We start from the raw sequence: 22,024 nt of genomic DNA, 5'->3' as shown, positions 1-22,024 counted from the left end.
CCCGCGGGCAACGCCGCGGTTCAGCCGGAAGCCGGTTCGCTGATCTTGACCAGGGTCTTCCCGATGTTGACCCCGGTGAACAGGCCGTTGAGGGCGTCGACGCACGACTCGATGCCGTCGAAGATGGTTTCCCGGTGCCGCAGGCGGCCCTCGGCCTCCCACTGCCGCAGCGCGGCGAAGGCCTCGTCGAAGCGACCCCACTGGTCGAGGGCGTTGAATCCCTGCATCAAGGCCGTCTTGGAGAGCAGGTTCACGTAGTTGGCCGGCCCCGGGTGCTCGCCGGTCAGGTAGCTGGAGATGACCCCGCACAGGACGACGCGGGCGCGGGGAGCCAAGCGGCCCAGCACCGCGTCGAGGATCGGGCCGCCGACGTTGTCGAAGTAGACGTCGACCCGCCGCGGGCAGTGCCGCTTGAGCGCCGCCGCGAGGTCGTCGTTCTTGTAATCGATGCACGCGTCGAACCCGAAGTCCTCGACCACCGCCCGGCACTTCTCGGGCCCGCCCGCGATCCCGACCACCCGGGCGCCGGCGATCTTGGCGATCTGCCCGGCCACCGATCCGGTGGCGCCCGCGGCCGCGGAGACCACGACCGTCTCCCCCGCCTTGGGACGGCCGATGTCGGTCATCCCGAAATACGCGGTGGCGCCGGTCGGCCCGTACACCGACATGATCGCCAGCTGGTCGTCCTCGCCCGGGATGGGCGTGCTGAACAGGTCGTCGCGGACGATCGCGTACTCGGAGAAGCCGGTCAGCGTGGTGACGACATCCCCGACGGCGTAGGCGTCGCAGCGCGACTCGACCACCTCGCCGATCCCGGCCGCGCGGATGACCTCGCCCAGCTGCACCGGCGGCAGGTAGCCGGGCTGGTCGTCGAGCCACGTGCGGGCCGCGGCGTCGATCCCGACGTACGTGGTGCGCAGCAGCGCCTCCCCCTCCGCGGGCTCGGGCGCCGGCGTGGTGACCAGCTCCGTGTCACCGGGCTGGACCAGACCCGTGGGGCGGCGACGCAACAGGACCTGACGGTTCGGCAACTCGGGCACGAAGCAGAAACTACCGAACCGCACGAAATCACCGACGCGAATGGCATATTCAACCCATGGCAGCAAACGATGACCCGGAGGACCGGATCCGCGAACTCGAGCGCCCGCTCGCCGACGCGGCGCGGGCATCCGAGGCGAGTAGCGCGCAACCGGCCGGCCCGGCTTACCCGCCGCCGCCGCCGTACCCGCCCGGCCCGGCGGGGCCGCCACCACCGCCGGCGTGGACCTACGGCGGCCCCCTCGGGGGCCCGCCCCCGCAGCGTCCGTCGGGCAACCGCATGTGGTGGATCGTGGGCACCGTCATCGTCGTCGGCGTGCTGGCCCTCGCCGGCGGCATCGCGGCCTTTGCGGCACACCAGCTTTCCGGCGTCCGCTCCATCATCAGCTCACCGCCGACCATCACCGACACGTTCGGTCCCCCGGTGAGCACCTCGCCGGGCGGCACGGCCCCGTCGACCACCCGGACCAAGACGCCCAGGCCGTCGACGTCACCGGCCCCGGCGCCGGGCGACCGGGTCAGCGTCTCCGGGATCGGCGAGAACCGGACGATCGCCTGCAACGACAACGTGGTCAGCGTCAGCGGCGTGTCCAACACGGTGGTGATCAGCGGCCACTGCGCGAGCCTCACGGTGTCGGGCGTGCAGAACGAGATCACCGTCGACGCCGTCGACAGCATCGAAGCCTCCGGCTTCAACAACAAGGTGACCTACCATTCGGGCACGCCGAAGGTCAGCAACTCCGGGGGTTCGAACGTCGTCCAGCAGGGCTGAGGCGGGCGACGGCGTTACGAGGGTTGCGGGGTCTCGCCGGATTCGTCGTCCGGCGAATCGCCGTCGAGGACGCTGACCGCGATGCCGTAGGGCAGGAACCGCACCTTGCGCCTGGGGTCGACGTTGTTCTTGTTGGCCCGCAGCGCGTCGAGCTCGGTCGCGTACACCTGTTCGACGTGCGCGCCGCCGTCGGCGTCGGTGGTGTAGATGGCCCACACGCCGTCGCCCGCCTCGCCGGCGGTCTCGGGCTCTGGGCGGGGACGCCGCGACAGGTCGTCGAAGAACGACGACCACCCGGGCCGGGCTCCGGGAGCCACAAACTTGCTGACCCGCTCGACCATCTCGCGCAGGCCCTCGCTGCCCTCCCGGATCATTCGATCGAACTCTTCGGGATCAAATCCGAACGCACCGTGTTCGCCCACGCGACCTCCTCGCCGCTCGTGCCGTCACCGCCCAGTGTGCGCCCCGTCGCGGGCGCGCGCCACGTCGTCACCGCCCCGGCGGGGGCGCCGGCGGCGGCGGTGGGGTGATGGGAATCGGCACCGTGACGAACGGGAAATGCAGGTACATCGTCACCGGGGGTTGAGCGGGCACGGCCGGCGGCGGCGCGGCGGGCGGCGGCGGGGCCGGGGCCGCCGGGGGCGGCGCCGGAGCGGGTCGTTGGGCCGGGGGCGTGTACTGCGGCGCCGGCCGGGCCGGGGCGCGGTAGACCGGTGCCGCCGGCGGCGGCTTGACTTGCGGCGCGGGCTGCTCGGCGGCGGGGGCCGGCTGCGGGGCGGCCACCACGGTGGGGGGTGGCGGCGCGGGAACGGGCGGCTGCGCTTGGGGCGGCGGGCTCGGAGCTTGGGCCGGCCGCTGCTCGGCCGGCGTGGCGACGCTGACCCGCGGGTTCTGCGGCGCGCTGGACCCGGGCCGGTCGGAGGCCAGCGAGAACAGCACCACGCCGGCCACCACGGCGGCGATCCCGGCCAGCGCGCTGCCGGCGAGGAACATCGGCCCGCGGCGGCGCGGGGTCGGGTCGCCGTCGTCCGCGACGGCGCTGTAGGCCAGCGCCTCGGCGTCCGCGTTGCCCCAGACGTCGAGGTAGGTCGGGCCGAGCGGTCGGGGGCCCACCTCGCCGGTGCCCGGATCCAGCGCGTACGCCAGGGCGGCCGTGGACGAGGCGAACAGCGGCGCGTCCGCCGAGGCCAGCGCCGCCCCGCGGGCCAGCGCCATGTCCGGTTCCTCCGGGGCGGTCACCTCGAGCGGGGTCGCCGCCTCGAGCGCGGGCTTGATGGCCACGATGTCGGTGCCGCAGCCGATCAGGAAGACGCCGTCCGCCCGAGCCCCCCGGGCGCCCAGGCCGGCGACCATCGTCGCCAACTCGGCGGCCAGCGGCTCGCGCCCCGGGTTCGCCAGCTGCTGGCGGTGCAGGTCGACGATGGAGCCGTCGGTGACGTCGACCACGGCCAGCGTGGCGGTCTGGGGTTCCACGAACAGCATCGCGATGTGCTGGTAGTCGAGCGCGGACCCGACGGTCTGGGCCAGCGCGGCCGCGGCCAACAACGGGGACACCAGCATCACGCTGCCCATGCCGTGGCGGGCCATCGCCTCGCGCAGCCCGCCGACGGCGGCGGCGTCGGTCCAGGTGACTCCGGTCGACACCAACTGATGGCCGCCGGCCAGCGCCCCTTCCCGGGTGCCGTCGATCGCCGCCAGCACCTGGTCGACCGCGTCGGCGGCCACCGGGTCCCCGCCGGTGGCGCCGACCTCGAACTCGTCCTGTTCGACGGTGACGCCGTCGGCGTTCTGGCCCTCGATGATCACCAGGCGGACCGTCCCGGGAGCCATCGAGACCCCAAGCACGATGTCCACGTACGCCTCCACAGTCCGCTGATTTGCTCCAGGATCCCTCCATGAGGGCACCGCTGGAAAGACCCCGCCCGACCGGGTGACACCACGCTACCCGCGCGGGCGCGCACGCGCTGCTGGAGCGCGCTCTGCCAGGGAGGACGCGGGACTAGTAGCCCGGGCTCAGGAACGGATTCTGGGAGTTCCCCGGGTATTGCGGATACTGCGGGTACTGGGGGTACTGCGGGGCCTGGGGCGCCTGCGGTGCCTGCGTCTGCGGGACCGGGACCGGTATGGGCACCGGCAGCAGCGGTACGTGGATCCACTCGGTGGTCATCGGCACCGTCGTGGTGGTCGTGGTGGTGGTCGACGGCGGGGGTGGCGTCTCGGTCGTGGTCGTCGGCGGCGGGGGCGTCGTCATGGCCGTCGTGGTCGGCGGCTGGGTCGACGGCGGCGCGGTGTGCCGCGGGGTGTAGACGGGCGGCGCCTGCGTGGTGACCACCACCGGCGGTGGCGGCGGGGGTGACGGCGGTGGCGGCGGCGGTTCGGCCGGCGGCGGCGCGGGGCTGGGCACCGGCGCGGCGCTGGGCGGGGGCGGCACGGCGGTGGGGGGAGGCGGCACGACGGTGCGCGGGACCAGCGGGCTGGCCGGCGCCGGCCGCGGGGCGACGCTGGGCGCGGGCGGGGCCTGACGGTGTTCGATGCCGGTCAGGGTGTAGGCCACACCCCCGATCGCCGTCATGGCCACCAACGCGGACATGCCGATGATCAGCTGCGACAACCGGAGGCGGCGCCACGGCCGGTCCCGGGGCGGCTCGATCACATTCAGGCGCATCGACCAGCCGGACGGGCCGTCCTCGTCGTAGATTTCGCCGCCGAACCGCACGCGCAGGTCGCCGGGGTCCTCGGTCTGCGACCACGCCAGCTCGCGGTCCGTCAGCGCCTCGTCGTCGATCACCAGCACGTCACCGGCCCCGAGGTCGACGACATCGCCGGTGGCGTTGGCGGCCACCAGCAGTCCCATCGACGTCCGCGTGCGCAGGCTCAGCTCTTCGCCGCGGGCCGCCAGCAGCAGCGCGCCGGACGCCGCCGCCAGCGCCGGCTGCGACGGGGTCAGGACCGGGGTGCGCCCGTGGATCGAAAGCCGTTCGGCGACAAGGGGAATGTGTGCGCCCCCGCCGACGGTCACCACCGCCGCGAGGTCCGCCCAGTTCTTGCGGTAGCGCACCAGCATGTCGTCGAAGGCGTAGATGAAACCGGTCAGCCGATCCGCCATCAGGTCTTCGAGGTCGTCGCGCTTCAGCGTGAGGCTGCAGCTGCGCCCGCCGAGCTCGGCGGCGATCTCGCTGTCGACGTCGATGGACAGCCGCTCCTTGGCCAGCCGGCACTGTTCGCGAAGCTCGCCGAGCTGCCCGACGGCCGCCGTGCTGCCCGGGTCGATGCCGCTGCCGCGGCCCAGCTCCTCGAAGACCCGCAGCAGCAGCTCCTGGTCGATCTCGTCGCCGGACAGGCCCGCGTAACGCATTGTCGCGCTGATGAGTTCGAAGTCACCCGCGACGTTCACCAGGGTCGCCGAGGTTCCGCCGCCGCCGAAGTCGAGCAGCCCCACCACACCGTCGTCGGGCAGGCCGAGCTCGGACTTCACGGCGGCCAGCGACGCTATCGCGTCCGAGACCAGCCGGGGCGCCATGCCGCTGCGCACGAATCCCAGATGCGTCCGCAGCGCGTCGCGCAATGCCTGGACGGTGACGGGTTTCCAGTACGCGGGCACGGCGATGGAGATCTCCGAGGAGGAGGCGTCGGCGCCCGCGGCGCACACCATCGCGTCCAGGGCCTCCACCGTCAGCAGTTCCGGGTCGTGCGCCGACCCGTCGGCGGACACCAGCGCCACCGAGTCACCGATGCGCTCGACGAAGCCCTTCATCATCACACCGGGCTCGGAAAGGTACGAGTTCTCCTCGGGCAAGCCAATTTTCGGCGCGCAGTGCGGATAAAGAGTCAGCACCGAACGCCGGGTAACCGGTGGGCTTTCGTTGCGCGCAGCGACCAGGTTGGTGGTCCCGATCGACAACCCAAGTGGGTCGTACATAGAGCGAAAACCTTCGTCTATAGGGGTCGGTGGCCAGCGTTAACCATAGCCGCGGACACGCCCAAAACCGATGGCTTGCAACATCATCGGTATCCGGTCGATGCCACCTCGTCACCGAAGTGGTACCGCTGACCCCTTGACAAATCCGCGCCCGTGCTCACACCACGGTCAGCGGCAGCGATCGCCTCGGTTCGAACTGGAATGTCGCTCCGCCACTGACCTTCGTTACCGACACCTCGGGCAGTTCGGCCGCCGCGGTGTCGGTTTCGACCAGTTCCGCGGTCCAGTCGGTGTCGGTGCCGCTGACCCGGACCTCCACGTGCGGGTCGACGGCGGTGGCGATCGCCTGCAGCGGTTGCACGGATTCGGGTGAACACAGCGCGATCCAGGCGGCGTCGTCGTGGGCCGGCGAGCGGTGCACGACGAGCCGGTCGGCCGTTTCGGCCCGCACGTAGCCCGCGGGATTCAGCAACGGGTGCAAGTCGAGCACCTCCAGCACCCCGTCGACACCGCCTTGCAGCCCCAGCGCGCGGTGTATGCGCTCGGCGGCCACGCCCGCTATGCCGGTCAGGCCCTGGGTGCACACCGACACGGCCTGCGCCTCGTCGGCGGCGCGCGCCCGCACCGCGATCGCGAACGACAGGTAGAGCAGGTGCATCTGCAGACAGACTTCGTCGGCCATCCGGACCAGCGCCGAATGCGAGAAGCCGGCGAAGTCGAAGTCGGAGAGCAGCGGCCCGGAGTAATCCGCCTTGCCCTCGTCTGAGCGGTCGATCGGATCGAGTTCCCATGTCGCGGCGCGGGTTTGGCGAACGATGTCCAGCGCGGGAATGCCCTGGGCCTCGGGATGAGACTCGTCGATGATGACCGTCCACGCGCAATGCGGATGGCGGTCGGCCGGGGTGCGCGGCGGCCGGTGGATCGGGCGCACCTGGGCGCGCGGGTTCGTCGCCACCGCGGTGGCGTCGAAGGTCGGGTCCTCGATGGTGTGGCACATGCCGAAGACGTACTTTTCGCCCATCGGCTCCACGTCCAGCAACGCGCCGCAGTGGTCGAGGTGGAATTCGCCGTGCCAGCGGTCGTGGACGGTGTAGCGGAAGTCCATGAATTGCGGTGGGGCGCCGATGTCGAGCTGCAGACCCTTGAAGATGGTCGGCACGTCGTCGCCTTCGAAGTTGAGCGCCCGCTGCATGCGCCGGGTGTAGACGGGGCTGGCACCCGCCCACTCCTCGATGGCGATCTGCACCATCTCGTCGCGGCCGAACGCGCTGATGCACCAGGCCATGCCGGAGCGGTCGATCAGCTGCCCGATCAGGAGCAGTTCGGGGACCAGCACGGCCAGCTGCTCGCGCGTCAACCGCGCATATCGGGATCGGCTCACGGGCCAAAAATAGACTCGACTATGTTATAAAGTCAACAATGTCCATTGCCGCAGCTCAGAGCGCCGGAGGCCCGGTCGGCCCCACCCGGCGCACCAGCGCGCCGCGCAAGCGCGGCGACGACACCCGCGCGCGGATCATCGACGAGACGGTCCGCTGCATCACCGAGGAAGGCTTCGCCGCGGCCACCGCCAAGCATGTGGCCGAACGCGCGGGCGTCACGTGGGGGGTCATCCAGTATCACTTCGGCGATCGCAACGGCCTGTTGATGGCCGTCGTGGACGACGGGGTGGACCGGCTGATCGAGAGCCTGTCGTCCGCCGATGTCAGTGAGCTGCCGCTGCGCGAGCGCATCGAGGTGGTCGTCGACACCGCGTGGAGTTGCTACAGCAGTCCGACGTCGATGGCGGCGTTCGAGATCCTGCGGGCCACCCGCGGCGGCCCGGGCGAGTCGCCGCGGCGTCATCTGCTGGAGATGAACGCCGCTATCGGGCAGCTGGGGCGCCTGATCACCGATGACCCCGCGAATGCCGGTGTGGCCGAGGTCATCTGGGCCACGCTGCGCGGTGTGGTGCTGGCGCAAATGGTCACCGGGACGGCGATCGACTGGAGCCTGGAACGACGCGCTCTGATCGACATGGTCACCCGTGTGCTGCAATGACCTGATGACCCCTCACGATCTCGCCGACATCGAAGCCATCAAGCAGGTCAAGTACCGGTACTTGCGCGCGCTGGACACCAAGCACTGGGATGACTTCGCCGACACGCTCGCCGCGGACATCAAGGCCGATTACGGGCCGTCCATCGGAAACGAGTTGCACTTCACCAACCGCGACGACTTGGTCGAGTACATGCGCACGTCGCTGCCCGCCAACGTGATCACCGAACACCGGGTGACCCACCCCGACATCGTCGTCAGTGGCGATACCGCCACCGGCAGTTGGTATCTGCAGGACCGGGTTATCGTCGCCGACCTCAATTTCATGCTGATCGGCGCGGCGTTCTACAAGGACCAATACCGGCGTACCGACGATGGCTGGAAGATCAGTGGCACCGGCTACGACCGAACCTACGACGCCACAATGTCTTTGGAGGGCCTGAACTTCACGCTCAAGCCGGGCCGCGCCATCGCGGGCGTCGACTGAGCGTTACTTGGTGATGGCGATCACCGCGCCGGGCTGCAGCCATTTCATGATCGACACCAGCTGAGCGTCGTCGACGGCCACGCAGCCCTCGGTGGGTTTTCCGTCGGTGGTGTGGAAGAAGAACGCCGCACCGCCGCCCGGGGTCTTGTTCTTGTTGACGCCCATCACGACGGCGTGTTTGTACTGCGGGATCTGCAGGTTTTCGCTTTCGGCGGTGTTGAACGGGCACTGCGCCTTCTGGCACACCTGCATGGAGTTGAAGGTGGGGCTGTGGTCGTCGCCGCTCCACCAGTGGTTGGGCCCCACCTGGGTGTAGGGCAGCGCGGTGCCGGGATTGGGCGCGGTGCCGAAGGCGGAGTCCAGCGTGTAGACGCCCATCGGGGTGGCCGGCACCCCGCTCTTGGCCTGTGGCGCCATGCCCGCCGAGCCGACGTGGGTGGGAATCTGAGTCCGCAGCGCCTGCCAGCCGGCGGCGGTGCGCTGATAGATGTCCATCGTCGCGTTCGACCCGCCGGTGCTCATCACCGAAACCACCTGCGTGGCATTGCCGACGGCGTTGGCGAACCAGGGGGCGCCCGCGGCGGCACTCATCGGCGCCAGGGCCAGCGACGCGAAAAGCGCGCACGCCGAAGCGGACAGCAAAGCGAGCAGTCGGCGCATGACCTCAATCGTCGAACCCGCACGGCCCAAGGTCAAGTAAAGCTTTCGACCCGGTTAGGTCACCGCGCCGTGACCAAATCGTCCGCGTCCCATGGATTTCGGGAGAGGTCCGCGCCGGCGGGGCGAATGACCGTGACGCACAACAGGAAATACAGGTAGCCCAGCGACCACCCGGCCAACACGTCGGACGGGTAGTGCACGTTCAGCGCCACCCGGGAGATCCCCGCCGCCAGCACGCTCAGCGCCACCACCGCCACCGCGACGCGGCGCAGGACGCGGCTCATCGCGGGCAACGCGAGCGACAACCCCGCGCACAGCGCGGCCGTCACTTCCAGCGCGTGCCCGGACGGAAACGAGGTCTCGGCCGCGGCCACCAGCATGGTCGACGGCCGCGGCCGGTCCGCCAGCGTCTTGGCCGCCACGGTCACGAGTCCGCTCAGGGGCGCGCAGGCCGACAGCAGCAGCGCCGCCCGCACCCGGCGCATGGCCAGGGCGGCCAGCGCCGCCACCGCGCCCAGCACCCGCAACGGGACCGGGCCCAGCGCGAAGGAGACGTCAGCCCAGAAGCGCACCCAGAACGGGTGCTTGACCGCGCCGTCCCGCGCGGCGTCCAGCAGCGCCCAATCCATGCGCTGCTGCCAGTGCCAGTCCTGCGCGTACCCCACCCACATCAGCGCGTAGACGATCGCCGCGGCCAGGGCGATGCACACGGCCGCACGGGTCCGTGGGGTCATGACCCCACCGATACCAGCCGCGCGGCGACGGGGATCGGGCGGCCCGACCACCCGGTCACCGGGCCCGGTCCATACTGGCGTCATGGCCGTATTCGTCCGGAGGTTGTTGGGCATCGGCAAGCTGCCCGACGACGTGTACGCGCAGGTCCAGGCGGAAGGCCTGCTCTACCACGCCGACTACGTCGCGGTGATGCGGCGCTTCCGCGGCGCCATCCCCGGCGTGCGATTGCCGCACAGCGTCGCCAGCTATACGGGTTCGCTGGTGTTCACCGCCGAGCGGGTGCTGGCCACGCTGTCGATGCTGCCCAGGCTGGCCGGCCCGACGGTCGACGTCCGCTGGGACGCGCCGCAGACCGGCGCGGCGCGGGTCGAGATTTCGTCGACCGGTTTGCGGGTCGACGTCGACGTCGCGCGGGTGGACCCGAAGTTCAGCGGCGAACTGTCGCTGCACTACAAGGTCGCCATTCCGGCCGACGTGCTCAGCGGACTGCCGCGGCACTCGCTGGCCTTCGACATGCCGCCGGAGTACGTCTTCCGCGCGGTCGGCGTCACCTATAGTCCGTGATCGTCATCCGCGGCCAGGGCGGCTGCCGCAGCACCGCCAGGCTGCCGATCACCGCCGCCAGCAGGCCGGTGATCACCCCGATCAGCGCGATCCGATTCGCGTCGACGGCAGCCTCCCAGGACGCCTCGCCGTTGCGAATGACGAAGACGCCGAGCGGTTTGACGACGGGGATCACGGTGGTGCCGTCCGGTGTCTGATAGGGCTCGCCGTAGACCCGGCCGGCGGCGGGGTCGGTGGGCAGCTGGTCGAGAAGGTCGAAACGCTTCACGGAACACTCCTTTCCCGGGTGTTCGGCCGGTCCGTGTTGCGGACACGGTTCACGCTAACGCGGATTTCCTACGATGACTCCCGTGAGCGACGAGGCCTTCAGCCCGCAGGAACGGCGGGCCGTCTATCGGGTGATCTCGGAGCGGCGCGACATGCGCCGCTTCGTCCCCGGCGGCGTGGTGGGCGAGGACGTGCTGGCACGCCTGCTGCAGGCCGCCCATGCGGCGCCCAGCGTCGGCCTGATGCAGCCGTGGCGGTTCATCCGGATCACCGACGACTCGCTGCGGCGGCGCATCCACGCCCTCGTCGACGAAGAGCGACCCCGCACCGCCGCGGCGCTGGGTGAGCGGGGCGAGGAGTTTCTTGCGCTGAAAGTCGAAGGCATCCTCGAGTGCGCCGAACTGCTGGTGGTGGCGCTGGGCGACGACCGTGAGAAGCACGTGTTCGGCCGGCGGACGCTACCGCAGATGGATCTCGCGTCGGTGTCGTGCGCGATCCAGAATCTGTGGCTGGCGGCCCGCTCGGAAGGCCTTGGCATGGGCTGGGTTTCGCTGTTCGATCCGCACCGGTTGGCGGCCCTGCTCGAGATGCCCGCCGGGGCGGAGCCGGTGGCCATCCTGTGCCTGGGTCCGGTGCCCGAATTCCCCGACCGCCCGGCGCTGGAGCTGGACGGTTGGGCCGTCGCCCGCCCGCTGTCGGAGTTCGTCTGCGAGAACCGCTGGACTCAGCACACCCGCACTGCCGACAACTAGCTGCGGTATCGTCGCCCGTCGCGGGGCAAGTGGGAGAGGTGACGGAATTGGCGCCGGGCGACGCAGCGGGCCGCAAACACAACGTGCTCATCGTGCACTGGCACGACCTGGGACGTTATCTCGGCGTCTACGGCCACCCCGACGTCAGCAGCCCCCGGCTGGACCGTCTTGCCGCCGAGGGGATCCTGTTCACCCGGGCGCACGCCACGGCGCCGCTGTGCTCGCCGTCGCGCGGATCGCTGTTCACCGGGCGCTACCCGCAGAGCAACGGCCTGATCGGGCTGGCGCACCACGGCTGGGAATACCGCAGCGGCGTGCGCACCCTCCCCCAGATATTGACCGACGCGGGTTGGTATTCGGCGCTTTTCGGAATGCAGCACGAGACGTCCTATCCGCAGCGGCTCGGCTTCGACGAGTTCGACGTGTCCAACTCCTACTGCGAGTACGTGGTGGAGCGGGCCTCGGACTGGCTGCGCGACAGCACCGAGGACCTCGCGGGCCAGCCGTTCCTGCTGACCGCCGGGTTCTTCGAAACGCACCGGCCCTACCCACGCGACCGCTACCAGCCGGCGGACGGCGACCGGGTCGACCCTCCCGACTACCTGCCCGACACCCCCGAGGTGCGCGACGACCTCGCCAGCTTCTACGGGTCGATCGCGACGGCCGATGCCGCCGTCGGCCGGCTGCTGGACACGCTGGCCGAAACCGGACTGGACGCCACCACCTGGGTGGTGTTCTTCACCGATCACGGCCCGGCGTTCCCCCGCGCCAAATCCACGCTCTACGACGCGGGAACCGGCATCGGCATGATCATCCGGCCCCCCGGCGGCCGGGCCGGGACCCCCCGGGTCTACGACGAACTGTTCAGCGGCGTGGACCTGCTTCCGACGCTGCTGGGCCTACTGGGTCTCGAGGTCCCCGCGGACGTGGACGGGGTGTCGCACGCGCGCGCCCTCCTGGAGCCCGACCCGGACGCGGCGCCGGTCAGGGACCACGTGTACGCGACGAAGACCTATCACGACTCGTTCGATCCCATCCGCGCGATCCGCACCAAGGACTACAGCTACATCGAGAACTACGCGGCCCGGGCGCTGCTCGACCTGCCGTTGGATATCGAGGAAAGCCCGTCCGGGCACGCCGTGGCGCCGTTCATCGCCGGCCCGCGCCCCCAACGCGAACTCTACGACCTGCGCGCCGACCCGACCGAGACCACCAACCTGCTGGCCGGTGACGACCCGCGCGCCGACGAGGTAGCCGCCGATTTGGCTGTGCGGCTTCATGATTGGCGACAGCGCACCGGCGACGTCATCCCGTCGGAGTTCGCCGGCACCCGCATCGCCGCGCGTTACACCGAGACGTACCTGCACATTCACCGGTCGAAGCCGACCGCCCGGTCGGCGATCGCGGCCGACCGGGGCATCGAGGGACAGGCGAGCGGTTAGCCCGCCGAGCGCCGCGAACCGCCCACCTCGGCGACGATGAACACCCGACGGAACGGGAAGATCGTCGTACCGTCGGCCCGGGGCGGGTAGGCGTCGTCCAGCAGCGGGATGAGTTCCGCCCGGAACCGCTCCCAGTCGTCGGCGCTCAGCCGCTCGCGCACCGGAACCAGCGCCGTCCCGGTGATCCACTCCAGCACCGGGTTGTCACCGGTCAGCTGGTGCAGGTAGGTGGTCTCCCAGACGTCGACCCTGCACCCGGCGTCCAGCAACAGGTTGGCGTACTGGATCGGCGGCTGCACCACGGCGCCGACACGAAACGGTATGTCGCGCATCACTTTCGCGTAGGGCTCCCGCCGGGCCAGCGTGCGCACCGTGGCGTGTGACGGCGTCTCGAAGTTGCCCGGGATCTGGACGGCGATCCACGATCCGGGGTGCAGTTCGTCCGCCCAGCGGACCAGCAGCTCGGCGTGCTCGGGCACCCAGTGCAGGGCGGCGTTGCTGACCACGACGTCGGTATCGGGCTTGGGCTTCCAGTCCCGCAGGTCGCCGATGACGGCGTCGATGCCGCGTTCCTTGGCGGCGGCAACCATCTCCGGGGAGGTGTCCACCGCCTCGATCACCGCTTCCGGCCAGCGCCGGGACAGGTACTTGGTCAGGTGGCCGGGCCCGCAACCGAGATCGACGACCCGCCGGGCCCGCTCGGCACCCACCCGGGACAGCAGGTCGTAGAAGGGCCGGCTGCGATGATCCGCAAAGGCCAGGTAGACATCGGGATCCCACATGTCGGTCCTCCTGATCGTTGCGCCGTCGGCGGAACAGACCAACCGTATTACCGCATGCCGCCCCCCGCGCCGCCCAAGTGGCCCCGGGAACGGCGCCGGCCGGTTAGCATCGGCGTTCGTGGCGCCCGACACGTCGATTGATCCGCCCATCCCCGTTCCGGCCATTCCCGATGCCTTGCAAGGTGCGGACGTAGGAATCGACGTCGACGGATTACCCCCGAATTCCGCGTTGTCCCCCCGCCAGCGGATGGTAGTCGAGGGCTCGGCCATCGGCGACCTGGCCCTGCGCACCTGGGTGTCGTCCTTGCTCACCGCGACCGTGGCGCCGGCCGTGCTCGCCGCCTCGCTGCGGCACTCCGATGCCCGCGCCGAGCGCGCCAACCTGGAGTTCTACGCCGGGCTGGGCGCGCAGCGCGACCCGGTGAAGTCGTTTCCCGCGCCGACCGAACCGCCGCGGGTGTCGTCGCGCGCGGCCAGCCCGCTGACCGAGTGGGTGGCGGGCGGCACGGTGCACAACATCGCGTTCGAAAGCGGCTTCACCGCCGTCAACCCCGCGATGCGCGAACGGTGGAGCGCGTGGCGGTCGAACAACGTCGTGCGCGCGCAGCACTGGCGCCACGACGACGGGCCCCGCCCCACGCTGTGCGTCATCCACGGCTTCATGGGGTCGTCGTATCTGGCCAACGGGCGATTCTTCGCGCTGCCGTGGTACTACCGGTCCGGCTACGACGTCTTGATGTACACCTTGCCGTTTCACGGCAGGCGCGCCGAAAGGTTCTCGCCCTTCAGCGGTTTCGGCTATTTCGCCGGCGGCCTGAGCGGTTTCGCCGAGGCGATGGCGCAGGCGGTGCACGACTTCCGGTCCATCATCGACTATCTGCGCGGCACCGGGGTCGACCGCATCGCACTGACCGGCATATCGCTGGGCGGCTACACCTCCGCGCTGGTGGCCTCGGTCGACGACCGGCTCGAGGCCGTCATCCCGAACTGTCCCGTCGTCACCCCGGCGACGTTGTTCGACGAATGGTTCCCGGCCAACAAACTCGTGCGGCTGGGGTTGCGGCTGGCCCACATCGGCCGCGCCGAGTTATCGGACGGGCTGTCCTACCACTGCCCGCTGAGCTATCGGCCGCTGCTGAAATACGAGCGGCGGATGATCATCACCGGGCTCGGCGACCGGATGGCGCCGCCGGACCACGCCGTCAAACTGTGGGAGCACTGGGATCGTTGTGCGCTGCACTGGTTTCCGGGCAGCCACGTGCTGCACGTGAGCCAGCTGGACTACCTGCGGCGGATGACCGCGTTCCTGCGCAACGTCATGTTCTAGCGGTCTCGGGCACCGGGGCCGCGCCCACCACGGCCGGCCAGTCCAGCTCCGCCAGCAAGCCCGCCGGGGCATCGACGTGCCCGTCGAGCCGCCGGGTGGACAGCAGGTCCAGCGCCTCAAGCGCAGGCCGGTGGTTGCCGCGCTGCGCGGTCAGGCCGGCCGGTGGCGCGGTCGGTTCCGGCGGCGCGTCGGTCAAGAAGGCGCACGCGGCGGCGACCGTGTGGCGGGTCGCGTCGCCGGCGATCTCCAGTGCCGTGCACGTCTCGCGCGCCGGATGCGCGCGAATCGCCTCGAGCGTCTCCGCCAACCCACCGTCCACCTGGATCTGGTATGCCGCAAGGTAATCCGAGGCGCCGCAGTGCACCGCGGACCACCGCTCGCGGGCGTTGGAGGTGAGCAACCGCGGGACGTCGTCGGGCGCGACGCCGGCGACGTCCCAGCCGAGCTCGCGCAGGTGATCGGCCAGCCGGCGCGCCGCCACCCGCGCGGTCTCGTGCAACGGGATGCGTTCCGAGCGCGCCCGCAGCGCGGCCAGGTTGTCGGTGGCCGAGATGGTGATCCCGATCCACGTCGCGCGCCTGGACGCATCGGTTGCGTTGTCGCGGCTGGTGATCCGGATCTTGTCCGCGCGGATACCGTAGCGGTCCAGGTAGCTTGCCAGCAGGGGCAGCACGTCGGGGTCGGTGCCCGGCGCCTCGACGCGCAGCAGAGCCGTTGTCGCGGTGGCGGATTCGGGGGCGGCCGCATCGCCGCGGCCCAGGATCGCCAGCCGGCGGCGCAGCAGCGTGGTGAAATACAAGCCGCGCCAGCAGCCGAAGAGCACGATCACCACGGCCGCGGCGATGCCGAGCAGCCAGTAGTCGCGCGGCGATCGCCAGGGGTAGGCCATCACCGCGGGCACGATCGCCAGCAGCGCCAGCGTGATGCGGCCGGGTCCGGGGGTTGGTATCCAGCGCTGCAGGCTCACGGGGTGGGGTCCTTTCGACGGCGGGTGGCGGTGGCGGCGACGGCGCCCGCCACCGCGACAAGCACGGCCAGCGCGGCGGTTCCGGCCAGCGCGACGGTCCGCGGGGTGGTGTCCTGGGGGGCGGGTGCCGGCGGAACGGCGACCGGCTTGACCGGCGCGCCGGGGGGAGGCTGATTGCCCGTGGGCAGCTGCCAGGTCAGGGCCGCGACCGGATCCACGCTGCCGGCGCCGACGACATTGGAGGGCGCCCTCGCGCCGTTGTGCGCCGTCGCGGTGAGGCGATGCACCACCTGAGCGGCGTTGAGGTCGGGGTACTTGCTGCGTACCAGCGCCGCGACGCCGGCCACGTAGCCGGCCGCGTAGCTGGTGCCGCTGAGCGCAACCTGTTGCTGGTGTTCGTCGGGCAGCCCGTTGGCCAGGCCGCCGCCGTCGCCGTTGCCGACCGACACGATGCGTTCGCCGGGTGCGGCGACGCCCACCCACGGGCCAGCCATGGTGAATTTCGACGCCTGCCCGTCCGGTGTCAGGGAGGCCACCGACAGCACGTACGGCTGCCACATCGACGGAATGGACAGCGAGGTGACACCGGCCCAGTTGCGCGGATCGTCCGGGCGGCTCAGGTCGGTGAGCGGGTTGGACTCGCAGGACGTTCCGCCGGCGACCGACCCGGTCGGTCCGGTGTTGCCGGCGGCGGCCACGATCACCGCGTCCTTGTCGACCGCCGCGTAGCGGATCGCCGCCCCCAGCGCCGCCTGATCCACGGGCCGGTCGGCGGGAAGGCAAGTGAGCGTGGAGATGTCGATCACCCGCGCGCCGAGGTCGGCCGCGTGCACGATCGCGCGGCCCAGCGTCGTGACGTCGGAGGAGGCGCGCGCCATCAGCGGGTCGCCGCCGGGCGTGCGCGGCGAGAACTTGGCCGACGTCGTCCTGATCGACACCACCCGCGCCGCCGGCGCCACGCCGGCGAAGCCGTCATCCCCGGGCTGGCCGGCGATCAGCCCGGCGACCAGGGTGCCGTGGCCGTCGCAGTCCGTCAGGCCGTCGGTCGTCTCGACGAAGTCACCGCCCGGATCGACGTTGGGCAGCCGCGGGCCCGGCCGCACCCCGGTGTCGAGCACGGCCACCAGCTGGCCGTCACCGCGCGAGAACTGCCACGCCCCAGGCAGATTCAGCGTCGCCTGGCTGGGCGTGACGGCCGCGGGGTCGCTGCCAGGGATGACCCCGGCGACGCCGCACGGCCCGCGTTGCTCCATCGGCTGCACGGGGCCGGCGGCCCCGCTGGGTGGCGGGACGCCCGGATCGACCTTCGGCGCCTCGATCGCCATGGCCGACGGGCACGCCCACAGCATGGCCGCCAAAGCCGCTGTGAGACAAGCTGATCCGGACCGAATCATCGATTGAGTATCCAGGCGAAGATGCCGACCAGGTAGGCCATGACGGGGATGAGCGACGCGTCGAGCCCAGCGGCCACGAAGCCCGTCAGCCGGCGCAGCGGAAGCGAATAGCTCTCCGGCTCGGCGATGCGCGGGTTGAGGGCGACGACGATCCACACCGAGGTCAGCGCGACGAGCACCAGCACAGCGCCCAGGGCGGCGGCGTAGCGTCCCGTCGCGGCGTAGAGCACCAGCAGGACGCCCGCGGTCAGGTAGGGCTGCGCGAGCAGCCACGCCTTGCACGCGGCCGAGTCCCACACCCGGGCGCGCAGGACGGACGTCGCCGCCGTGGCGCCCACCACGTACCAGCCCACGCCGGCGAGCGCCTCGGGGCGCAGCGCGATCGCCACCGACCCGATGACGCTGAGCAGCACTGCGGCAGCGATGAATCCGCTCTGATGGGCGTCGCTGATCCGCACCCGCCGCGGCAGATCCTCGAGCACCCGCAACGACGGGGCCGACGGGGTGGGGTCGCCGGGCGCCGGGATGACCGGCAGCGGGAAACGCGCCCACAGCGCCGAGAGTTGGGCCGCCTCGATGGTGACCAGCAGCGCCGCCACGATCAGGCCGCAGCCGATCGCGAGCGGGCCCGGGTGCCAGAGCAGCACGGCGCCGGCGGCCAGCAGCGCGCCGGCGCCCACCACCGCGCTCGCGGTGAAGAACCCGACGATGCGTTCACGTTCGGCGCCGGGCACCATCAGCGCGATCAGCGACCACGCGGTGACGCCGGCCGCGGCGAGCATGATGTGCGCCGGGCCGAAGCGTCCCGGCACCGCCAATGCCAGCGCGGCGCCGATGGGCACCAGCGCGGCGATCGTGCACGCCGTCCCGGTGCGCGGCGAGCGCGCCGCGACCAGCAGGCCGACGATCGCGGTCACCGCGGCGACGGCGCTGACCGCGACCAGTCCGGCGAGCGCGCCGGTGGCGACGCGGTAGGTGGCGGCGAGCCCGGTGGCCAGGAACGCGACCGCGATCGCCGCGGCCAGCGCCGCGCGCCCGATATGCGTTGCGCCCCAGGGCCTCAGCCGGGAGGTCGAGAAGATCATGGCCGCGTCGGCGATGTCCTCGACGATGCCGGGGGCCGCCTGGCCCACGGGCACCGGCCGCAGCGCAAGCAGGTCACCGTCGACGACACCGACGGTGTCCAGGCTGGCGTCCAGGCTGAACGGCGCCCCACCGATCGGCGCGAGGCTCAGCTGGGTCGCGGCGCCGAGGTCGGCGGCGCCCCGGGAGGTGTCGTCGGACTCGCCGTTCGACTCCGCCGGAATGACGAGCCGCCGGACCGCGGGCAGGATCTCCCGCAGCGGCAACTCGGCGGGCAACGCCATTTCCGTCAGCCTGCTGTCCGCGAGGATCGCGACGCGGACGATCGGCATGACGGCGCCGGACGTCACCGGTCCCCCGAAGGACGCTGGGGCCATACCTGAAACATCGTTGCTCTCTTCTCTAGTGGATTCGGTCTCTTACTGGCTAGCGGTCATGCGTGTTGGGGGGTGAAGTCCCGGGCCAACCGGTGGCCGGAGAACCAGTCGGACTCCGGCAGTGACGCGGTCAGCTGTTCGATCGCGACGGCGATGGCGAAGGGTGTGCCGGGGGCGAAGGTCGACACCCACTCGCCGTCGAACGCGCGCGACGGGCTGACCAAGATCCGGCCCGCCGCCGCGTCGACGATGCTCATCCCCACCTCGGTGGTGGCATGCCGGCCGTCGCGGCGGCAGCCCGCGACGATCTCGACGTAGCTGCGCGGACCGGCGAACACCGACTCCACCACCCGTCGCGCCGACTGCGGGATGCCCAGGTAGTCAACGACTTCGGCGAGCGAGGCGCCCGAACGCAGCCGCTCGTCGGCCCGCGCTCCGACCCGCGCGGGCATGGTGAACTCGTCGAACCGAGCCGGCGGTCGCCGCGCGAGCCCGACGCCGAGGACCGGAACCAGCGCTCGCGGGTCGTCGATGTCCATGGCGGTGAACGTGATCAGCTGCGCGCTGCGCAGCGCCACCACCGTCTTGGCGGTGATGGCGGGGCGCTGCGCGACGATGCCGCGCAGCAACTCCCCCGCACCGGCGTCCTTCGCGGGACCCACGTAACGCAGGTCGAGCCATCGTTCGGGAAAGCAGACCACCCTGATCCAGTCGGCCACCGCCGGGTTGATCGCCCCGCCCTCCGATACCAGACCCAGCTGGGTCAGCTCGGCCTTCTGGCGCTCGAGGAACGCCTGGCGTTGCGCAGCATCGCTGTACGGCGAGGTGATCGCCAGCACCCACGGGAAGCTGCCCGCCCCAATGGTTTCCGCGATGAACCACGCGTGGTCGACCGTCAGCTCGACGGCGTTGGGCTCAGCCTTCATCTGAGGAGGACTAACCGCCCCATTTGGCGGCTTCGGCCTGGTCGCGGGCGAGCATCGACATGGTGTTGGCCTCGTGGGTGCTGGCCATCGCCTGGTAGGCACGCACCAGGCTGTCCATCGCCTGGTTCCACTGGGCCTGCCACACCTGGTAAGTCATACCGGTGTCGCCCTGCCAGGCGTTCGACAGCGTCGCCTGCTCGCTGGCGATGTCCGAACCGAGCCCCTGCAACGTGCCGGCGTAGCCCGACATGTCGGCGGCGTGGCTCAACATCGCCGGGTAGTTGTACATGATCTGGGACATGACAAGTCCTTTCGCGGTTGGTGGCGGCTGGTCAGAAGGCGGTGTAACCGGACGCCGCGGCGGCGTCGGCGGCCACGTAGGTGCCCGCGGCGTCGCCGAGGTTGGCCTGCGCGATGTCCAGCAGGGTGTTCACCCGCGCGGCGGCCTCGACGAAGCGGGCGTGCGCGGCCTGGAACGCGGCCGATGCCTCGCCCTGGTGGAACGCCTGCGCCGACATCGCCTCCTGCTCGGCCTGGCTGATGGTGCTGCGCATCAACGCCGCCTTGGCGCTGAACGCCGATTGCGCGGCCACCAACTGCGGAATATGAGCGTCCAACATGCTCATGGTGCTTCCTTTCTCTTCGGTCCCATGGGGTTTCGCTGACTGCCAGGCATCGTGCCGACTGCCTTACCCCCCTTCCCTCGGCTCGGTCGGGCGTGCCGGGTCTTGGTCGGCGTCGTGGTCCCAGGTGCCGGGCATCATCGGCACCCTCGGGCCGCCGCCGAACTCGCCGTCGGTCAGCTTGGTCAATCCGGCCGCCCGGAAGGCGCGCCCTGTGCGCGCGGTGCCGGCGAAGCCCAGCGTTCCTGCCCCCGCGCCGGACGCCGCCACGGCCGGCCACTCCTCGTCTCCGTAGTCGGGAGGAACGTCGAAGTCGGCATCCATGTCGGCGAACTCGTCGGCGTGGTCGCGCATCGCCGCCCGCTTCCGCCGCCGCGCCCGCGCCTCGGCCCGGCTGGCCGCCGCCGCGCCGGCCGCCGGGATGGTCGCCGCGGGCGCCTTGACGCCACCCCGGCCGCCCAGCGTCGGGCCGACGCCGGTTTCGGGGTCACCGCCGTAGGCGACCAGGTAGGCCAGAGTGCTCGGCGCGGGCGCCGGGGCCGGCGCGGGAGCCGCACCGGAACCCGCGGCGACCGAAGTGGCCGGCGCCGCGGCGGGAGTCGCCACCGTGGGGGCCAACGCGACCGCCGGCAGCATCGACGCCGGCTTGGTCGACGTGACCAGCGGCGTCGCGGCGGGCGCCGCGGCGACCGGCGCGATGTCGGGCGCGCTGAGCAACGAACTCAGGCCGATGCCGAGCAGCAGCGGGATGAGGAAGGGTGCGGTCAGGATCGCGCCCCAGGTCGGCCAGCCGACGGCGTTGAAGAACACCTGGTAGGCGACGAAGAACAGCAGCGGGCCGTTGGCGGCCAGTAACGCGGGCAGGTTCGAGAAGAAGTTTTGCAGCATCTGCTGGATGTTCTGGAAGAAGTCCTGCAGGAATTTGGACAGCTGCTGGAAGAAGTCCGAGATCGGGTTCGACGAATTTTGCAGGGTGTTGACCGTGGCGTCGTTGGCCTCGCCGCCCGGCCGCACGATGGACGGCGCCGGGGCGCTGCGCGGGGCGGCGGCGAGCGCCGCGCCCGAGGTGGCCTGATAGGCGCCCATCACGGTCGCGGCCTGGACCCACATCCGCGCGTAGTCGGCCTCGTTGAGCGCGATCGGGATCGTGTTGATGCCAAAGAAGTTCGTCGCCACCAACACCCCGTGGACGGTGTGATTGGCGGCCAGCTCCCCCAGCGTGGGCATGGCCGTCAGGGCGGCGGTATAGGCCGCCGCCGCGACCTCGTGCTGCGCGGCCACGCCCGCGCTGTCGGCGCTGGCCTGCTGCAGCCACGCCAGGTAGGGCGCGTGCGCGACCGCGTACTGTTCGGACGTCGGCCCCTCCCACGCCCCGGCCTGCGTCTCCCCCAGCACTCCCGTGAGTTCGGCTGCGGCCGTGGCGTATTCGGCGCTCAGCGCGCTCCACGCGCCCGCGGCTGCCAGCAGCGGCCCCGGTCCGGGACCGGCACTCAGCAGCGCCGAATGCACCTCGGGCGGCGAGGCCATCCAGACGGGCGCAATGGGGGACGTCATGGTCAGGCGCCCGCGAACCCATACGTCGCGGCGGCCGAGGCGTCCCCGGTGAGATAGCTGGCGCCGGCTTCGCCGACGCCCACGCCGGCGCGGCCGAGTTCTTCCACCCCTTGGGCGGCGACCGCGGCGTGCTCCTGGCCCTGGGCGCTGAACCCGATGGCCGTCTGCACCGACACCGGATCCACCGCCGGCGGCACCACCGCGGTGATGGCGGGGGCGGCCGCCGCATGCGCGGCCGCCAGCTGCGCCGTCAGCGCCTCCACCGCGGCGCTGGTCGCCGCCAGGCCCTCGGGAACCACTCGCAACGTCATGACTCTC

General features: G+C 71.3%; 24 protein-coding genes. 7 read left to right on the top strand and 17 right to left on the bottom strand.

Annotated features, from left to right (window positions below; translation table 11 throughout):
- Positions 1 to 20: 20 nt before the first annotated feature.
- Complete coding sequence (locus G6N37_RS21975) at positions 21 to 1,040, bottom strand: NADP-dependent oxidoreductase (RefSeq protein ID WP_163683519.1); 1,020 nt, start codon at positions 1,038 to 1,040, stop codon at positions 21 to 23.
- 56 nt (positions 1,041 to 1,096) lie between these two features.
- On the opposite strand from G6N37_RS21975, the gene G6N37_RS21970 reads away from it, so the two are divergent.
- Positions 1,097 to 1,810, top strand: a complete 714-nt coding sequence (locus G6N37_RS21970) for a DUF3060 domain-containing protein (protein ID WP_163683518.1) — start codon at positions 1,097 to 1,099, stop codon at positions 1,808 to 1,810.
- A gap of 14 nt (positions 1,811 to 1,824) precedes the next feature.
- On the opposite strand, the gene G6N37_RS21965 is transcribed toward G6N37_RS21970, so the two are convergent.
- The 4 genes from G6N37_RS21965 to G6N37_RS21950 all read right to left on the bottom strand — a co-directional run bounded on the left by G6N37_RS21965 (position 1,825) and on the right by G6N37_RS21950 (position 7,110).
- Entirely contained in the window at positions 1,825 to 2,232 is a 408-nt protein-coding gene (locus G6N37_RS21965) for a hypothetical protein (RefSeq protein WP_163683517.1), read from the bottom strand.
- Positions 2,233 to 2,299: 67 nt separating this feature from the next.
- On the bottom strand, positions 2,300 to 3,664 hold the full coding sequence (locus G6N37_RS21960) for a DUF7159 family protein (protein WP_163683516.1): 1,365 nt from the start codon (positions 3,662 to 3,664) through the stop codon (positions 2,300 to 2,302).
- A gap of 145 nt (positions 3,665 to 3,809) precedes the next feature.
- Entirely contained in the window at positions 3,810 to 5,729 is a 1,920-nt protein-coding gene (locus G6N37_RS21955) for an Hsp70 family protein (RefSeq protein ID WP_163683515.1), read from the bottom strand.
- Positions 5,730 to 5,886: 157 nt separating this feature from the next.
- A complete protein-coding gene (locus tag G6N37_RS21950) occupies positions 5,887 to 7,110 on the bottom strand; it encodes a hypothetical protein (protein WP_163683514.1) in 1,224 nt (407 codons plus the stop codon).
- Positions 7,111 to 7,148: 38 nt separating this feature from the next.
- Between G6N37_RS21950 and G6N37_RS21945 the strand changes: the two genes are divergently transcribed.
- Positions 7,149 to 7,769: a TetR/AcrR family transcriptional regulator gene (locus G6N37_RS21945; protein ID WP_163683513.1), complete on the top strand. Its 621-nt coding sequence runs from the start codon at positions 7,149 to 7,151 to the stop codon at positions 7,767 to 7,769.
- Positions 7,756 to 8,253, top strand: coding sequence for a nuclear transport factor 2 family protein (locus G6N37_RS21940; RefSeq protein WP_163683512.1), 498 nt, complete (start codon positions 7,756 to 7,758; stop codon positions 8,251 to 8,253). Before G6N37_RS21945 ends, G6N37_RS21940 begins: the two co-directional genes overlap by 14 nt.
- A 3-nt stretch (positions 8,254 to 8,256) precedes the next feature.
- Here the strand turns inward: G6N37_RS21940 and G6N37_RS21935 are convergent, their stop codons facing one another.
- Complete coding sequence (locus tag G6N37_RS21935; RefSeq protein WP_163683511.1) at positions 8,257 to 8,913, bottom strand: L,D-transpeptidase family protein; 657 nt, start codon at positions 8,911 to 8,913, stop codon at positions 8,257 to 8,259.
- A 59-nt stretch (positions 8,914 to 8,972) separates the two neighbouring features.
- Positions 8,973 to 9,647, bottom strand: coding sequence for a phosphatase PAP2 family protein (locus tag G6N37_RS21930; protein WP_163683510.1), 675 nt, complete (start codon positions 9,645 to 9,647; stop codon positions 8,973 to 8,975).
- A gap of 82 nt (positions 9,648 to 9,729) precedes the next feature.
- Between G6N37_RS21930 and G6N37_RS21925 the strand changes: the two genes are divergently transcribed.
- Complete coding sequence (locus G6N37_RS21925; protein ID WP_163683509.1) at positions 9,730 to 10,212, top strand: hypothetical protein; 483 nt, start codon at positions 9,730 to 9,732, stop codon at positions 10,210 to 10,212.
- Here the strand turns inward: G6N37_RS21925 and G6N37_RS21920 are convergent.
- The gene (locus tag G6N37_RS21920) at positions 10,196 to 10,480 is read right to left on the bottom strand and encodes a hypothetical protein (protein WP_163683508.1); all 285 of its coding nucleotides are present in this window, start codon (positions 10,478 to 10,480) and stop codon (positions 10,196 to 10,198) included. The two genes, G6N37_RS21925 and G6N37_RS21920, sit on opposite strands and share 17 nt — an antisense overlap.
- A 73-nt stretch (positions 10,481 to 10,553) precedes the next feature.
- Here G6N37_RS21920 and bluB point away from each other — a divergent pair, with 73 nt between their 5' ends.
- On the top strand, positions 10,554 to 11,231 hold the full coding sequence (bluB, locus tag G6N37_RS21915; RefSeq protein WP_163683507.1) for a 5,6-dimethylbenzimidazole synthase: 678 nt from the start codon (positions 10,554 to 10,556) through the stop codon (positions 11,229 to 11,231).
- Between the two features lie 38 nt (positions 11,232 to 11,269).
- The gene (locus tag G6N37_RS21910) at positions 11,270 to 12,673 is read left to right on the top strand and encodes a sulfatase family protein (RefSeq protein ID WP_163683506.1); all 1,404 of its coding nucleotides are present in this window, start codon (positions 11,270 to 11,272) and stop codon (positions 12,671 to 12,673) included.
- On the opposite strand, the gene G6N37_RS21905 is transcribed toward G6N37_RS21910, so the two are convergent.
- A complete protein-coding gene (locus G6N37_RS21905; RefSeq protein ID WP_163683505.1) occupies positions 12,670 to 13,455 on the bottom strand; it encodes a trans-aconitate 2-methyltransferase in 786 nt (261 codons plus the stop codon). The two genes, G6N37_RS21910 and G6N37_RS21905, sit on opposite strands and share 4 nt — an antisense overlap.
- 118 nt (positions 13,456 to 13,573) lie before the next feature.
- Between G6N37_RS21905 and G6N37_RS21900 the strand changes: the two genes are divergently transcribed.
- Positions 13,574 to 14,782, top strand: coding sequence for an alpha/beta hydrolase family protein (locus G6N37_RS21900; RefSeq protein ID WP_163683504.1), 1,209 nt, complete (start codon positions 13,574 to 13,576; stop codon positions 14,780 to 14,782).
- Here G6N37_RS21900 and eccE read toward each other — a convergent pair.
- The 8 genes from eccE to G6N37_RS21860 form a co-directional block, all read right to left on the bottom strand.
- On the bottom strand, positions 14,772 to 15,749 hold the full coding sequence (gene eccE / locus G6N37_RS21895) for a type VII secretion protein EccE (protein WP_163683503.1): 978 nt from the start codon (positions 15,747 to 15,749) through the stop codon (positions 14,772 to 14,774). The genes G6N37_RS21900 and eccE overlap by 11 nt on opposite strands.
- The gene (gene mycP / locus G6N37_RS21890; protein ID WP_163683502.1) at positions 15,746 to 17,143 is read right to left on the bottom strand and encodes a type VII secretion-associated serine protease mycosin; all 1,398 of its coding nucleotides are present in this window, start codon (positions 17,141 to 17,143) and stop codon (positions 15,746 to 15,748) included. The genes eccE and mycP overlap by 4 nt, the downstream gene beginning before the upstream one ends.
- Positions 17,140 to 18,603: a type VII secretion integral membrane protein EccD gene (gene eccD / locus G6N37_RS21885; protein ID WP_163683501.1), complete on the bottom strand. Its 1,464-nt coding sequence runs from the start codon at positions 18,601 to 18,603 to the stop codon at positions 17,140 to 17,142. The genes mycP and eccD overlap by 4 nt, the downstream gene beginning before the upstream one ends.
- Before the next feature lie 56 nt (positions 18,604 to 18,659).
- On the bottom strand, positions 18,660 to 19,529 hold the full coding sequence (locus G6N37_RS21880) for an ESX secretion-associated protein EspG (RefSeq protein ID WP_163683500.1): 870 nt from the start codon (positions 19,527 to 19,529) through the stop codon (positions 18,660 to 18,662).
- A 10-nt stretch (positions 19,530 to 19,539) separates the two neighbouring features.
- The gene (locus G6N37_RS21875; protein WP_083176306.1) at positions 19,540 to 19,830 is read right to left on the bottom strand and encodes a WXG100 family type VII secretion target; all 291 of its coding nucleotides are present in this window, start codon (positions 19,828 to 19,830) and stop codon (positions 19,540 to 19,542) included.
- A 31-nt stretch (positions 19,831 to 19,861) separates the two neighbouring features.
- Positions 19,862 to 20,155, bottom strand: a complete 294-nt coding sequence (gene esxG, locus G6N37_RS21870; protein WP_083178349.1) for a type VII secretion system protein EsxG — start codon at positions 20,153 to 20,155, stop codon at positions 19,862 to 19,864.
- 63 nt (positions 20,156 to 20,218) lie between these two features.
- Positions 20,219 to 21,706 (bottom strand): PPE family protein, encoded by a 1,488-nt coding sequence (locus G6N37_RS21865; RefSeq protein WP_174813867.1) that lies wholly within the window; start codon positions 21,704 to 21,706, stop codon positions 20,219 to 20,221.
- A gap of 2 nt (positions 21,707 to 21,708) precedes the next feature.
- Positions 21,709 to 22,017, bottom strand: coding sequence for a PE family protein (locus G6N37_RS21860; RefSeq protein WP_163683499.1), 309 nt, complete (start codon positions 22,015 to 22,017; stop codon positions 21,709 to 21,711).
- Between the last annotated feature and the right edge of the window lie 7 nt (positions 22,018 to 22,024).

The organism is Mycobacterium seoulense (genome assembly GCF_010731595.1).
In the GTDB taxonomy this organism is placed as follows: Bacteria; Actinomycetota; Actinomycetes; order Mycobacteriales; family Mycobacteriaceae; genus Mycobacterium; species Mycobacterium seoulense.
The sequence above is the reverse complement of the archived record's forward strand: the minus strand, read 5'-3'. Positions and strand labels throughout refer to the sequence as shown.